15 protein-coding genes are annotated in these 13,769 nt (G+C 39.5%); 6 read left to right on the plus strand and 9 right to left on the minus strand.

Annotation, left to right across the window (positions count from 1 at the left end):
• The first annotated feature begins 141 nt into the window (after window positions 1-141).
• The 4 genes from J4N46_RS02615 to murC all read left to right on the plus strand — a co-directional run bounded on the left by J4N46_RS02615 (window position 142) and on the right by murC (window position 4,693).
• Entirely contained in the window at window positions 142-1,215 is a 1,074-nt protein-coding gene (locus J4N46_RS02615; protein ID WP_236013657.1) for a metallophosphoesterase, read from the plus strand.
• 109 nt (window positions 1,216-1,324) lie between these two features.
• Complete coding sequence (murG, locus tag J4N46_RS02620) at window positions 1,325-2,407, plus strand: undecaprenyldiphospho-muramoylpentapeptide beta-N-acetylglucosaminyltransferase (protein ID WP_208058054.1); 1,083 nt, start codon at window positions 1,325-1,327, stop codon at window positions 2,405-2,407.
• A gap of 28 nt (window positions 2,408-2,435) precedes the next feature.
• Window positions 2,436-3,338, plus strand: a complete 903-nt coding sequence (locus J4N46_RS02625) for a hypothetical protein (protein ID WP_208058055.1) — start codon at window positions 2,436-2,438, stop codon at window positions 3,336-3,338.
• 8 nt (window positions 3,339-3,346) lie between these two features.
• On the plus strand, window positions 3,347-4,693 hold the full coding sequence (gene murC / locus J4N46_RS02630) for a UDP-N-acetylmuramate--L-alanine ligase (RefSeq protein ID WP_208058056.1): 1,347 nt from the start codon (window positions 3,347-3,349) through the stop codon (window positions 4,691-4,693).
• 114 nt (window positions 4,694-4,807) lie between these two features.
• Here the strand turns inward: murC and J4N46_RS02635 are convergent, their stop codons facing one another.
• From J4N46_RS02635 to ettA, 6 genes are all read right to left on the minus strand, one after another.
• Window positions 4,808-5,344, minus strand: coding sequence for a DUF4199 domain-containing protein (locus tag J4N46_RS02635; RefSeq protein ID WP_208058057.1), 537 nt, complete (start codon window positions 5,342-5,344; stop codon window positions 4,808-4,810).
• Between the two features lie 147 nt (window positions 5,345-5,491).
• Window positions 5,492-5,869, minus strand: a complete 378-nt coding sequence (gene mscL / locus J4N46_RS02640; protein ID WP_009416773.1) for a large conductance mechanosensitive channel protein MscL — start codon at window positions 5,867-5,869, stop codon at window positions 5,492-5,494.
• A gap of 149 nt (window positions 5,870-6,018) precedes the next feature.
• Window positions 6,019-7,383, minus strand: a complete 1,365-nt coding sequence (gene hemN, locus J4N46_RS02645) for an oxygen-independent coproporphyrinogen III oxidase (RefSeq protein ID WP_208058058.1) — start codon at window positions 7,381-7,383, stop codon at window positions 6,019-6,021.
• A 57-nt stretch (window positions 7,384-7,440) separates the two neighbouring features.
• Window positions 7,441-8,340, minus strand: a complete 900-nt coding sequence (locus tag J4N46_RS02650; RefSeq protein WP_208058059.1) for a NifU family protein — start codon at window positions 8,338-8,340, stop codon at window positions 7,441-7,443.
• A gap of 2 nt (window positions 8,341-8,342) precedes the next feature.
• Window positions 8,343-8,981: a ribonuclease H1 domain-containing protein gene (locus J4N46_RS02655; RefSeq protein ID WP_208058060.1), complete on the minus strand. Its 639-nt coding sequence runs from the start codon at window positions 8,979-8,981 to the stop codon at window positions 8,343-8,345.
• A 15-nt stretch (window positions 8,982-8,996) separates the two neighbouring features.
• The gene (gene ettA / locus J4N46_RS02660; protein ID WP_208058061.1) at window positions 8,997-10,688 is read right to left on the minus strand and encodes an energy-dependent translational throttle protein EttA; all 1,692 of its coding nucleotides are present in this window, start codon (window positions 10,686-10,688) and stop codon (window positions 8,997-8,999) included.
• 218 nt (window positions 10,689-10,906) lie between these two features.
• On the opposite strand from ettA, the gene J4N46_RS02665 reads away from it, so the two are divergent.
• Together J4N46_RS02665 and J4N46_RS02670 are read left to right on the plus strand one after the other, a co-directional pair.
• Window positions 10,907-11,506: a hypothetical protein gene (locus J4N46_RS02665; protein ID WP_208058062.1), complete on the plus strand. Its 600-nt coding sequence runs from the start codon at window positions 10,907-10,909 to the stop codon at window positions 11,504-11,506.
• Window positions 11,496-11,783 carry a winged helix-turn-helix domain-containing protein gene (locus tag J4N46_RS02670; protein ID WP_009416767.1) on the plus strand — a complete coding sequence of 96 codons (288 nt, stop codon included), beginning with the start codon at window positions 11,496-11,498 and terminating at the stop codon, window positions 11,781-11,783. Before J4N46_RS02665 ends, J4N46_RS02670 begins: the two co-directional genes overlap by 11 nt.
• A 61-nt stretch (window positions 11,784-11,844) precedes the next feature.
• Here the strand turns inward: J4N46_RS02670 and J4N46_RS12830 are convergent, their stop codons facing one another.
• Genes J4N46_RS12830 through J4N46_RS02680 form a run of 3 tightly spaced genes read right to left on the minus strand, consistent with a single transcriptional unit; the run spans window position 11,845 to window position 13,487 of the window.
• Window positions 11,845-11,970: a hypothetical protein gene (locus tag J4N46_RS12830; RefSeq protein WP_009416766.1), complete on the minus strand. Its 126-nt coding sequence runs from the start codon at window positions 11,968-11,970 to the stop codon at window positions 11,845-11,847.
• Between the two features lie 26 nt (window positions 11,971-11,996).
• Window positions 11,997-12,425, minus strand: coding sequence for a GPW/gp25 family protein (locus tag J4N46_RS02675; RefSeq protein ID WP_208058063.1), 429 nt, complete (start codon window positions 12,423-12,425; stop codon window positions 11,997-11,999).
• Window positions 12,426-12,428: 3 nt separating this feature from the next.
• A complete protein-coding gene (locus J4N46_RS02680; RefSeq protein WP_208058064.1) occupies window positions 12,429-13,487 on the minus strand; it encodes a DUF2931 family protein in 1,059 nt (352 codons plus the stop codon).
• Between the last annotated feature and the right edge of the window lie 282 nt (window positions 13,488-13,769).

The raw sequence follows: 13,769 nt of genomic DNA on the forward strand, positions 1-13,769 counted from the left end.
CAAATCATCACATTCTTAGTAAGCATTTTCGTTCTCTACTTCCTATTAGCTTACTACGCCAGCAAGAGCCTCAAAACGCTTAAAGCACCCCGCTGGCTGCGCTATACTTATGCAACAATCACCATAGCCATCATTGTACTAATGGCATATCATTGGTTTGGCAAAGGCAAGACCGTCTGGAGTGCTCCACAGCAATATGCCGTAGCAGCCTTCCTCATCTGGTTTATTGTCAATTTAGTAACCAGCATAGTCCTCTTTGCCGAAGATATAACCCGGCTGCTGAGGTGGCTATTTACCAAAAAAAGAGGCAATACCTCCCATATGCCCTCACGCCGCAAATTTGTCAGTGCCTTAGGCTGGGGATTAGCAGCCATACCCTTTGCAAGCCTTCTGTATGCAATCTTCCAAGGAAAATACAACTACAAAGTACTGAAATACACACTCTATTTTCCCAATCTTCCAAAAGCTTTTGATGGCTATCGCATCACCCAAATATCCGATATTCATTGTGGTAGTTTTGATAATTACGACAAGATACGCTACGGGGTAGAACTCATCAATGCACAACAAAGCGATGTGATACTCTTCACAGGCGACTTGGTGAACAACCTCTCCGAAGAACTCTTGCCTTGGCAATCCCTTTTCAGTCAGTTACACGCACCCAGCGGCATCTATGCCATTATGGGCAATCACGACTACGGCGACTATTCATCTTGGGAATCTCCCGAAGCCAAACAAGCCAACATAGAACAATTACATAAGTTAGAAGAAGAAATGGGTTGGAAACTCCTCCTCAATACTCACACCTATTTGCACCGCAATGGCGAGCGTATAGCCCTTATAGGGGTTGAAAATTGGGGACACGGCAGGTTCTCCAAATACGGCGACCTCACCAAAGCAATGCAAGGCATCGCCGCCGATGATTTCAAAATACTGATGACCCACGACCCTACCCATTGGGAAGATATCGTGCAGCCACAGCACAAAGATATCGCTCTTACTCTTAGCGGACATACTCACGGTATGCAGTGCGGTATTGAAGTACCAGGCTGGCGTTGGAGTCCCTCTCAGTACATTTACAAACACTGGGGCGGTATGTACCAAGAAGACGGGCAGTACCTCAATGTCAATAGAGGCTTTGGATACCACGCCTTCCCCGGCAGAATAGGCGTATGGCCAGAAATCACCGTCATAGAATTAAAAACAAAAGAATAATAACCCAATTCAAAATTCAAAATTCAGAATTCTTCCCCCCTCGTTCCACTAAACTTTAAATAAAAGATAGAAACCTGTGCGGATCGCACTTATAAAAAACAATTTAAATATGAAAAAATTTATTATATCAGGAGGAGGTACTGGCGGACATATATTCCCTGCCATTGCCATTGCCAACGAACTCAAACAACGAATCCCAGATGCCGAAATATTATTCGTAGGTGCTAAAGACCGAATGGAAATGCAAAAAGTACCCCAAGCAGGGTATCCTATAGAAGGTCTTTGGATTGCAGGTATCCAGCGTAAGCTCACCTTCCAAAATCTCCTATTTCCCCTCAAGTTCATTTGCAGTATGTTCAAATCACGCCAAATTATAAAACGTTTTCGTCCAGATGCCGTAATAGGCACAGGAGGATTCGCCAGCGGAGCAGTCGTGAAAGTAGCTGCACAAATGGGCATTCCTACTTTCATACAAGAGCAAAATTCATACGCAGGAATTACTAACAAAATGCTCGCCAAGCAAGCCAAAAAAATATGCGTAGCCTATGATGATATGGAGAAGTTTTTCCCTAAAGAAAAAATAGTAAAAACAGGCAACCCCATACGCGAAGGACTTTTGCACGTACAACAACACTTGCCACAAGCATTAGAAGCCTTCGCTCTAAACCCCGATAAAAAAACACTCTTAGTACTTGGTGGAAGTTTAGGAGCAAGACGTATCAACCAGCTCGTAGAAGAACACCTGCCTCTATTTGCTGAATTAGGCGTACAAGTGCTTTGGCAGTGCGGTAAGCTTTATTACGATGAATATAAAAAATACGATAGTCAGCAAGTGAAAGTACACGCTTTTATAGACCATATGGAATGGGCATACGCCTTAGCCGATGTGATTATTTCGCGTGCAGGAGCAAGCTCCGTTAGCGAGCTATGTGTGGTAGGTAAACCCGTGATATTCATACCTTCACCCAATGTGGCTGAAGATCACCAAACCAAAAACGCACAAACCATAGCCAACAAACAAGCCGCAATTTTACTCCGAGAAAACGAGTTGGGCACACTATTTGCCGATACATTTACAAACCTTATCAACAGCGAGCAACAACAAGCTAGCTTAGCAGCCCATATACGCCTGCTCGCACAACCCAATGCTACCAAAGAAATCGTAGATACCATATTGGCATACCAGCATTAGAAATTTATAACCCTAAAAACAATTGCCTATGAAAAAGTTCATATTTTTAATAACAACAATAATATCGTGGGGAGGAATAGCACAAACCACTCTCAAGCCTTCTTATTATGTTGATACTAAAAGCGATGCATTCAAGCACGGCATAGTCGAAATAAAAGAATATGTAAATTATGAGCAATATCAGCAGTTGCAATTGCTAATGAAGAAAGGAAATGTAGGAAATATTAGCAACGAAATGATGCAACAAGCCTACGTAAGCAAGCGCGCTTCATTACAAAAAGGTAAATATATCATTGATAATGACGAACATCAATTTGAATTTGAAGTAGGCAACGGCGGATTGCTGATAGGCGAAGGTAAATACCTCAATAAAAAACGTAATATAGCCTCTACCTACATATTCAATAATGGTCGCCTTGCCGAAATTCACCTCTTTACCCCCGAAGGACGCTTGCGCAAAAAAAATGTCTTCAAAGGAAACCTCATAGAGGGAGTGGTGTATAACCACGAGGGAAATATAGCCCAAAAAATAGAAATACATACAAATTTAAAAGAAGGTTCAGACCAAGTTGTAACTACTTACCACAAAAACGGAAACGTAAGTAAAATTGAAGACCATATCAAAAAAACAACCAAAGAATATTACCAAAATGGCAAACCCAAAATGGAGCTAATTGAAAGCAAAAGTGCCGTAAAATACGACCCCGAAGGTAATATTATTGAAAAATGGTACATTAACGATAAAGGTAATTGCAAAGAAATATACGAAAAAGGAGTTATTACACTCAAAAACTGCGAAAGTAGAGGACTACAAGGAATAAAAATAAGCAATTATTATTACAAAAATGGTCAGTTAGAGTATTACACAATTACCGATGGTAAAACCAATAAAACTCAAAAATACGATTCTAATAACAATCCCATAAATTAATCATAACAATGATAGAAAATATTTATTTTGTAGGTATAGGTGGTATAGGAATGTCCGCATTAGCCCGATATTTTAAGCTGAAAGGAAAAATAGTAGCAGGCTACGACCGTACCCCTACCGAAATTACAGACAGCTTAATACAAGAAGGTATTGCAGTACATTTTACAGACGATGTAAATGCTATCCCCTTAGCCTTTAAGAACCCCGAAAATACATTGGTAGTCTATACCCCCGCTATTCCTAAAAACCACAGCGAATTATGCTACTTCCAGCAAAATGGTTACCAAGTACTGAAACGTTCCGAAGTATTAGGGCACGTTACCAATGATAGCTTTTGCTTTGCTGTAGCAGGCACACACGGCAAAACCACTACAAGTAGTATTCTTGCCCACATATTAGTAGAAAGTGGGACTTCAGTAAGTGCCTTTTTAGGAGGAATAGCCGAAAATTTCAATAGTAATATCATTATCAAAGGAAGTGATTACACCGTAGTAGAAGCCGATGAGTTTGACCGCTCATTTTTGCGCTTATCGCCCAATATTGCTTGTATTACCTCAATGGACGCAGACCATCTGGATATTTATGGCGATGCAGCTCATTTAATAGAAGGTTTTGGCGAATTTGCTAAAAAAATAAAGAAAGGAGGGAGCCTTATATTGCGCAACGGACTTACAATTGAAGGGCTTGAGTACGAAACTTACGGCTTAGATGACGATGCCGATTATACTTTTAGAAATATCCGTGTTATAGACGGCATCTACCACTTCGATTTTCATTATCAAGACAAAACCTACCGCGATTATACTTTTGCCAAACCAGGTAGGCACAACCTGCTCAATGCGCTTGTTGCTGTTTCAATGGCAGTGAAAGGTGGTTTTGATGCCGAGCAGTTGCTACCTCATTTAGCTACTTTTAAAGGAGTAAAAAGACGTTTTTCGTATATTGTAAAAGAAAAAGACTTTGTATTTATTGATGATTATGCACATCATCCTTCCGAGATAAACGCTTTATACCAAGCTGTAGCCGAAATGTACCCCCACACTCCCAAAACGATTATCTTCCAGCCACACCTTTTCACTCGCACCCGCGATTTTATGGATGATTTTGCAAAAAGCTTATCACAATTTGATGAAGTTATCCTATTAGATATTTATCCAGCGCGCGAGCTGCCTATAGAGGGCATTACCTCCGAGGTGTTATTAAATAAAATTACTTCCCCAAAGAAATGTTTAACAACAAAAGAGGATCTAATACCTCTATTACAGCAAAAACGCCCTAAATTACTATTAGCAGTAGGAGCAGGCGATATAGGAGCCGAAGTACCCCACATCAAAGAAGCAATGGCACACCAATAAATAAAAAGAGGCTGTCTAAAAAGTTTTTTTCAACATCCCCCCCCTTTTGAAGGGGGGAAGGGGGGATGTTAATTTCAAAGTTTGACAAAGTTTATTACACTGATAATCAATAAATTATCTAATCGGTTTACTCTTTTTAATAGCCCCTATAATAACCCCTAAAATAACACCACAAACAATAGAAGTTATGAAAGCTGAAATAAAATTAGCTACATCAGAAGGTTTTCTAAGATACAAAGCCTCACGAACTGTTTCAAATTGCTCTTCCGACATACTCCCCGCAAAAGCACTCATTTGTTTCATTGCCAAATCCACTACTTTATCGTAATAGTTAGGGTCTAACACGTTGGTATATAACAGCATATAACCTCCATATAGCACCCCAGCTATAAGCCCAGCCAAAACACCTACTTTAGCCCCATCGCCCACTGTAAGTAAGCCTCCATTATCTTTTTTGTACTGTTCAAGTGCCGCTACCAAAATTGCTGCCGAAATCACAACCCATACAACCAATAGCAAGGCAGATACAGCAAACTCATCAGTGTATAGCAAATCAGTAACGTATTGCAATACGTGAAACGCTATTGACGCCAACCCTAAGAAAAGACCGTACTTCAGTACGATACTTTTCAAATCTACATTTTTTTCCATAAGCTAAAAATTATTATTGGGGCAAAAGTAAAAAAAGCATCTTTAATTTCAAAGAAAACATTACATTTTAACAAAAAAAATACCACGCCGTTAAGCGTGGTTTAGTTAAACTTGAAATGTGTAGCATAGCGGTTACACGAGTCTTTCTTATTTATTCTTCAATAAATCTCTGATTTCAGCCAATAGCTCTTCTTGTGTAGGACCTGCAGGAGCTGCTGGTGCTTCCTCTTGTTTTTTCTTTAGTTTATTGATACCTTTTACAAGCATAAACAATACAAAAGCTACAAACACAAAGTTGATTACAGCCGCAAGAAACTTACCATAAGCCACCCCGTTCCAAATAAGAGCGTCCAATTTGTCTACTTGTGCTGCTTTTAGTGCAGGAGTTAATAACAAAGGCGTAATTACATCGGCTACCAATGATGATACAATAGCTCCAAAAGCCGCACCAATGATAACACCTATTGCCAAATCAACTACGTTGCCCTTTACGGCAAACTCTTTAAATTCTTTCAAAAATCCCATAGATTTTAATTTTTAGTTTACTTATTTTAATCAGGGCGCAAAAATAATACTTTTTTCTGATATACACAAAAAGAAAAGGGACGAATTTCTCAACTGTCCCTTTTCAATCACTAACTAAAAAACTCAATCACTATCTTTTTTCAGTATTACTACACCGTCATACTGAATATTTTTGTGTCGGGCATTTTGCGCTGTAATCGCATATCAAATGCCATACAAATATTTCTAATAAATGGCTTCCCTGCATCCGTAACATTTATTTGCTGTGGTGTTATATGCAGCAATCCGTCATTTTCCATTTCTTTCAAGTTCGCTACTACTTCATCTACCCCTTCAAAGGCAAGTTTGCTATCCTTCCACGAAGTGCTAAAGTTGCACATCAAGTTCAGTATATGCCGTCTGATGATTAAATCCTCTTCGTTCAAAATATGCCCTTTGCATACAGGTATCTCATTCGCAGCTATTCGCGCATAGTAATCATCCAATTCCTTTTCGTTTTGAGCAAAACCATACCAGCTATCACTAATTGCCGACATCCCCAATCCTATCATCACCTGTGTTTTAGAAGCCGTATAGCCCATAAAATTGCGGTGTAACAGGTGCTGTTCAAAGGCTTTATACATACTATCAGTAGGCAAAGCAAAGTGATCCATTCCTATTTCCTCATAACCCACTTTCAGCAAGTGCTGTTTGCCCACCTCGTATAGCTGTCGCTTTACATCACCCGTAGGTACATCTTCATCTTTAAAACCACGCTGCCCATTACCCTTTATCCAAGGCACGTGCGCATAGCTGTAAAAAGCAATACGATCAGGACGCAAACTATTGCTTTTATCAATTGTAAAAAGCACATCCTCCAATGTCTGAAAAGGCAATCCAAATACCAAGTCGTGGCTCACCGATTCGTATCCTATTGCACGAGCTTGCTCCGTTACGCGTTTTACATTCTCAAAAGGTTGCAAGCGGTGTATTGCCTTTTGTACCTTTTCCGAATAATCTTGTACGCCATAGCTCACTCTCCTAAAGCCTAAGTCGTAAAGCTGTTGCAAGTGCGCTTCCGAAGTATTATTAGGGTGTCCTTCAAAGCTAAATTCATAATGAGTAGCTCTGTCAGCGCGCTCCAAAATACCTTCTATGAGTCGTTTAAGTTCACTGGGCTTAAAAAAGGTAGGAGTTCCACCACCCAAGTGTATTTCTTTTATTATGGGGCGTATTGCCAAAAAATCTGTATATAACTGCCACTCTTTTAGTACCGCATCTATATAAGGTGCTTCCATTTCGTGCCGCTTGGTAATGCGTTTGTGGCAACCGCAAAAGGTACATAAACTTTCACAGAAAGGCAAGTGTATATACAAGCTAATACCTTCATTTTCATTGCTTTCCCCGTACGACTTTGCCAAGCTATCCAACCATTTCGCTACCGAGAATGTCTCGTTATCCCAATAAGGAACTGTAGGATAACTCGTATAGCGAGGTCCCGCTACATTATACTTCTGAATAAGTGATATTGCCATTTTTCATAAAAAAACGCTGCAAAGATAATAAAAATATTTTAATAAAAAAATATTTTATCAAATAGCTTCTACATTTATAGATGGATTTCCCAATTTATCTTTCAAAATCACCTCAATACCCTTTTTGAGCGTCTGTACCGATGACGGACAGCCACTACACGCTCCTTGCAATAATACCGCTACGTGATGTGTTTCGGCACAGTACGAAATAAATTGTATATTCCCTCCATCACTTGCTACTGCGGGGCGCACATATTCATCAAGTATAGCCACTATTTGTTGCGATACACTATCTGTTGTTACCATCGATAGTAATTTAGCTTGTGCAGCCTCTTGGTGCTTGCGCACCTCTTCACTGTCTATAAGCGTCCTTCCCTCACTCAAATACTGCCTGATAAACTCCCGCAGCTTGCCCGTAACCTCTTCCCAATCAGCTGATTCGCTTTTAGTAACCGAAATATAATTATTGTCAAAAAATACCTCTTCTACAAAGCTATAATTATCAAAAAGTAGCTTCGCCAAAGGCGCTTTTTCCGCCTCCTCTGCCGATTTGTACTCTATAATAGTAGGTACTAAACGCTTATTAGCTACAAATTTCATTACCGCAGGGTTTGGAGTAGTTTCGGTATAGATAGTTACCACCTCATTAGCAGGTTTCCCCGCCTCACCCAATAGTATTTCTCTTCCCGATTGTAAATACAATAGTACCTGTTGCGCTACCTCTTCCTGCACATCCTTCCATTCCACTATCGGGAAGCGTTTCAATGCAATAAAATTACTCGATATATAAACCGTCTTTACAAAAGGCAAGTAAAAAAGCTCCTTTGCCAGAGGTGCATTTTTAGCCTCATCCACGTTTTTAAACTCATAACTCCCTTTCACCAACGCTTTGTTAGCTTCAAGTTTTATAATATCAGTACTTGTGGTAGCTTGTACTTTCAGGGTAATATCCGTCATTATTATTTGTCTTTACGTCCAAAGTCAGCGGGGTTTTCTCCCCACGCTTGGGTTTCCCATTTCAAAATAAGGTTCGTATAGCTATGGCTGTGCAACCAGTTTTCAGCACGAGCTATCAGCTCAAAGATTTTTTCATTATGGGCGGTTTGTGACACTTTAGTTTTACACACTTTTTGCCGCACCCAGTTTATCGCTATTTGGCTATCCGAATAAATCGGTAGGTTCAAGTTCCGTTGTTCCATAAAAGCTAAGGCGTGTACAATAGCCAAAAACTCACCTATGTTATTAGTACCATCTTTCAGAGGTTTGAGTCTGAAAATTTCAGCTTTAGTTTCCGTATCCACCCCTCTGTATTCCATTACACCAGGGTTGCCACTACAAGCTGCATCCACAGCTATCGAAGGCAGTATCGGTTTGCCAATGCGCTGTAATTCCAAAGCCGATAGAGTAGGGGAGGTGGTACTTTTCTTGCCTTTGTATAGTTCAAAACTCTCTCCAAAAGCTTTTTCTGCCATCGCCAAGCTCTCAAAACTCTTAAATTTAGCCTGATGATAACCGTGAACCGCCTTTTTGCACTTATCCCACGAGCTAAAAACACCCGTTTCGTGTCCTTCCCACACTACATAATACTTTTTTGCCATTTCACTACCTTCCCACTACCTCACTAATTTCTTATATTTAATTCTTGTAGGGGTAACCTCTTTGCCAAGGCGTTTTTTCTTGTTCTCTTCGTATTCCGAGAAGCTACCTTCAAAGAAATACACTTGCGAGTCGCCCTCAAAAGCTAAAATGTGGGTACAAATACGGTCTAAAAACCAGCGGTCGTGCGAGATGACTACCGCACAGCCGGCAAAGTTTTCCAAACCTTCTTCTAAGGCGCGGAGGGTATTCACGTCCAAATCGTTGGTAGGCTCGTCCAACAGCAATACGTTGCCTTCTTCTTTTAGGGTCATTGCAAGGTGCAACCGGTTGCGTTCACCTCCAGAGAGGGTCGCCACTTTTTTGTTCTGCTCACTACCGCCAAAGTTAAAACGACTTAGGTAAGCGCGTGAGTTCACCTGCCTGCCCCCCATCATTATAAGGTCTTGTCCGCCCGAGAAGTTCTCCCAAATAGATTTTTCAGGGTCTATTTGCTTGTGGGTTTGGTCTACATAAGCTATTTTTACCGTCTCGCCTACTAAAAATTCACCACTATCAGGCTGCTCTTCTCCCATAATCATACGGAAAATGGTAGATTTACCAGCCCCATTAGGACCTATTACCCCCACAATGCCCGCCTGTGGCAATACAAAGTTAAGGTCGTCATACAATAGCTTATCGCCAAAGGCTTTGGCTACGTGGCGCGCCTCTATTACATTAGTACCCAAGCGAGGCCCGTTAGGAATGTATATTTCAAGTTTTTCTTCCAATTGCTTTTGGTCTTCATTAAGCAAGCGGTCGTAGTTTTGCAAACGCGCTTTTTGCTTCGCTTGTCGCCCTTTGGCGCCTTGGCGCACCCATTCCAGCTCGCGCTCCAATACCTTTTGGCGTTTGCTTTCGGTTTTCTGTTCTTGGGCAAGGCGTTTAGCTTTTTGGTCTAGCCAAGAAGAGTAGTTACCTTTCCACGGAATGCCCTCACCACGGTCAAGCTCCAATATCCAGCCCGCTACATTATCCAAAAAATAACGGTCGTGGGTTACAGCTATCACCGTGCCGGCATACTGCTGTAGGTGCTGTTCCAGCCACAATACCGATTCGGCATCAAGGTGGTTCGTAGGCTCGTCCAAGAGCAGTACATCAGGCTGTTGCAAGAGCAAGCGGCATAATGCTACACGGCGGCGTTCCCCTCCCGAAAGTACTTTGATAGGCGTATCAGGGTCGGGCGTACGGAGGGCATCCATAGCCACTTCCAGCTGATTGTCTAAGTCCCAAGCGTTCAAAGCGTCAATCTTGTCCTGTAGCTCAGCTTGCTTGTCCATCAGCTTTTGCATCTTGTCAGGGTCAGAATAGTTTTCTTCCAAGCCAAAAAGGTCGTTGATATGGTTAAACTCTTCCAATAGTTTTACCGTTTCAGCAGCCCCTTCGCGCACTACCTCTATTACAGTCTTATTATCGTCCAATTGCGGCTCCTGCTCCAAATAGCCAACCGTGTAGTTGGGAGCAAAAACCACTTCCCCTTGGTAGTTCTTATCAATCCCCGCTATAATTTTTAGCAACGAAGATTTCCCCGAGCCGTTAAGACCCAATATACCAATCTTAGCCCCATAAAAGAAACTCAGGTAAATATCTTTAAGAACTTGTTTGTTAGTAGATGAATAGGTTTTACTTACCTTATTCATCGAAAAAATAATCTTTTTATCGTCTGCCATATCTCAGTCTTTAGTTATTAATAACTCTGCTAAAGGTTCATTAAATACCCTTTTTGCAATGTAAAGAACATATCAATTACCACTGCAAAGATACTAAAAATCTGATAATTACCAAACCTATTAAACTTTTTGCTAAAAAAAGTTCCCTAAAAATTTGGTTTATAAAATAAACTACCTTATCTTTGCAGCGAATTTATAACATTAAATATTTTAAAACTATGGAATTACAAGTAGCCGACAGCTTGAAAATCATTCAATCTGTCATCAATCAACGAAAACAAAAGTACGAAGAAAATGGTTTTTTCCTCATCTTTTGGAGTGTGCTCATTATGCTTGCAGGCACAGTGCAGTTTGCAATGCTCATTGCCAACTATTATCCCAAACAATCAGGTTGGGTATGGGGAGTAGTGATGCCTCTTGGCTTTGTGGTGAACCTCATCATCAAGTACAAAGAAAAGAAAGTTGTTACACAAAAAAATTACGCCGATTGGTTAGATTGGATATGGGCAGTAGCAGGCATTAATGCAATTTTTGCTTTTCTAGTACCTTTAAGTCCTTTTGGCAAATTTCAAATAGCGATTTTGGTCATTTATTTGCCATTTGCTTTTGTAGCTTTAGCAATGGCACTGCAAATGAAAATGAAACTCTGGATAGCCACATCCTTAGTAGCTTTGTTGTTAATTTATGCAGCTATATTTGTACCATTTAGTTATGAAATCTATTTGCCTTTGGTATGTGTAGTATTAGCAGCCCTATTGTTCTTAGTACCTGGTATTCAATTTCATAACGAATATAAAAAGAGAAGTAATGTTTGCTGATTTAAATCCCATTTTGCATTCGCAATTGCGTTTAGCTATCATTTCGCTATTAGTTTCAGAAGAAAAAGCCGATTTTGCCCGTATCAAAGAAGTTACCAAAGCCACATCGGGCAATATTTCGGTACAAATTCAGAAATTAGAAGCCGCAGGCTATGTGAGTGTCAAAAAAACGTTCAAAGACAACTATCCCAACACCCAAGTACAACTCACCCCACAAGGACTTTCAGCCTTTGAACAATACGTAGAAGCACTAAAAAGCTATATTTTTAACCCTTAGTCAAAAGTCTTTAGGCGTTAGCTTACACCCTTGCTAACGCCTAATTCTCTCATTTACTAATTCACAAATTTGCTAATTTCCCTAACCCCCGCTGGCGCGAGCTTGTGTTCTCTGTTTCGCTCTCATTATAGCCCCACATACGTGAAGCACGTCTTAATATGCGATCTCTTATTCTATCTTGATTCATCTTTAATTCATTTTTAGATGTGTTTATTAATAAGACAAAGGTGCTATAAACAAATGCATCCTATACTCATAAGGGTTGTTAGTCTCTCTTATAAATCCTTTGATATAGATTATTACTTTCTTCTTTGTACGGGTCTTTTCTAAGGTACTCAGGTTTTGATTGGTTACCTCTACTTCAACCTCTTCTATAAATAAGCGTTTTTCGTGTCGCTGTATAGCTTCTTTCAAGCTCTCTTTTACCAAGAGTTTTAGGTTGGCATCACTTTTAAGCATATCAAAGTCTGCTTCCCAAAAGCCCGTGCCGAAGCCTTCATCAAACTTACACTCTCCCCAAGCTGTGGTAGCCAGTAGGAAGAGTTGCTGGTCAATGGAGGTTTCTAAGATGGTCTTGGCAAGGTCACGTTTCTCCATCAACGCTTTGAAGTCTATTGGGGTTTTGTAGTAAGTGCCTTTCATAGATTACTCTTTTGGATATAATTGAATGTCAAATGTACTATTAAATAGCTCAAACTCTACATTGGGGATTTCCTGCATTATATCATCTTTTTTTAGATATAGCTTAGGATTTTCAAACTTTTTATCTATTTCTAAATGTAGATCAAAGGGTTGTTTTCCTATCCTTTCATAAAACTCCTTAAAAATCTTTACAAGTTGTTGCTCTCGTTTGCGATATTGGTCATAAGGTAAAACAGAAAACTCCTTACCACCTACATTACCTGGAAATATCCTAAACTCATACCTCCCTCCAGGAGCATCAAAAGTAGTTGCCAATTCAATAGGAATAGGCTTAGGTTCAGGTGTAATAAAATAATTCACTTCATTAAGTTTTAACCTCTTCTCAGCATTGATAAACACAACGTGATTCTCTTCTTCTCCAACTATTTTTTCAGGATAATCATCTCTATCTACTAAATGAAATGTAAAGCGCCAAGGATATTTCACACTAATTTTATCCCAAATATCAGTGGGAATAGTATTATTATTTATTTCATTTAATGTTTGTTGGGGAAGATCTTTTTGAAAAATTTGAACATCCTGTTCACGTGTTAATGTATCTATATGAAAAAACATTTCTTTATAATAATTTTCATTTCCTATGACAATGTATTCTTGTGCTTGATAAATGCCTAATAAAAAGGTATTCTCACCAGTTAAATATAACATTACTTTTCCACCTGGAATAAGCACTAATTTAAAATCACCTCCCCCTTTTTTGTATATAACTTTTTGTTTAAAAAGGGCTTCAATATACTTATGATCTAAATCAAATTCACCTTTAAAGAATTTATTTTCCACATAGGAAAACCACTTAATTTCCATCTTATGAGGTATTGGGCGAAAATTATCTCCTACTATCATTAAACCAGAATCTCTAAATAAAGAATGTGTCAAATCTTGTTGTACAGTGGGGATAGAAAAAAAAATACCTTTTCTACATATAAATCCTCCATCTAATATTCTCATAGGATACCCTTCATCTGCTGATGTTAATATCAGCCATTCATAGTTATTATTCATATTATTATATATCTTTTTTACATAATCTGTATTTTTGATATAAAATAAAAATATAGAAAAAATACATGCTATGATTATTATACTATTTTTTCTCATAATATTTTTTAACCTTTTAAAACATCTCGTTTTTTAAAACTTCCATCTTCTTTTTCCCCCCGCTGGCGCGAGCTTGTAGCTCGTGCCCAATTCAAAATTCAGAATTCCCCGCTGGCGCGAGCTTGTAGCTCGTGCCCAATTCACAATTCTCTCCCCATCCTACTTGTCCCACTCGTCCTACAAGTC

Source organism: Capnocytophaga bilenii, assembly GCF_017565765.1.
GTDB lineage: Bacteria > Bacteroidota > Bacteroidia > Flavobacteriales > Flavobacteriaceae > Capnocytophaga > Capnocytophaga bilenii.

Bases quoted from the DNA above. Each gene is read 5' to 3' on its own strand.
- J4N46_RS02615 (WP_236013657.1), top strand. From the start codon at position 142: ATGGCATATCATTGGTTTGGCAAAGGCAAGACCGTCTGGAGTGCTCCA.
- murG (WP_208058054.1), top strand. From the start codon at position 1,325: ATGAAAAAATTTATTATATCAGGAGGAGGTACTGGCGGACATATATTC.
- J4N46_RS02625 (WP_208058055.1), top strand. From the start codon at position 2,436: ATGAAAAAGTTCATATTTTTAATAACAACAATAATATCGTGGGGAGGA.
- murC (WP_208058056.1), top strand. From the start codon at position 3,347: ATGATAGAAAATATTTATTTTGTAGGTATAGGTGGTATAGGAATGTCC.
- J4N46_RS02635 (WP_208058057.1), bottom strand. From the start codon at position 5,344: ATGGAAAAAAATGTAGATTTGAAAAGTATCGTACTGAAGTACGGTCTT.
- mscL (WP_009416773.1), bottom strand. From the start codon at position 5,869: ATGGGATTTTTGAAAGAATTTAAAGAGTTTGCCGTAAAGGGCAACGTA.
- hemN (WP_208058058.1), bottom strand. From the start codon at position 7,383: ATGGCAATATCACTTATTCAGAAGTATAATGTAGCGGGACCTCGCTAT.
- J4N46_RS02650 (WP_208058059.1), bottom strand. From the start codon at position 8,340: ATGACGGATATTACCCTGAAAGTACAAGCTACCACAAGTACTGATATT.
- J4N46_RS02655 (WP_208058060.1), bottom strand. From the start codon at position 8,981: ATGGCAAAAAAGTATTATGTAGTGTGGGAAGGACACGAAACGGGTGTT.
- ettA (WP_208058061.1), bottom strand. From the start codon at position 10,688: ATGGCAGACGATAAAAAGATTATTTTTTCGATGAATAAGGTAAGTAAA.
- J4N46_RS02665 (WP_208058062.1), top strand. From the start codon at position 10,907: ATGGAATTACAAGTAGCCGACAGCTTGAAAATCATTCAATCTGTCATC.
- J4N46_RS02670 (WP_009416767.1), top strand. From the start codon at position 11,496: ATGTTTGCTGATTTAAATCCCATTTTGCATTCGCAATTGCGTTTAGCT.
- J4N46_RS12830 (WP_009416766.1), bottom strand. From the start codon at position 11,970: ATGAATCAAGATAGAATAAGAGATCGCATATTAAGACGTGCTTCACGT.
- J4N46_RS02675 (WP_208058063.1), bottom strand. From the start codon at position 12,425: ATGAAAGGCACTTACTACAAAACCCCAATAGACTTCAAAGCGTTGATG.
- J4N46_RS02680 (WP_208058064.1), bottom strand. From the start codon at position 13,487: ATGAATAATAACTATGAATGGCTGATATTAACATCAGCAGATGAAGGG.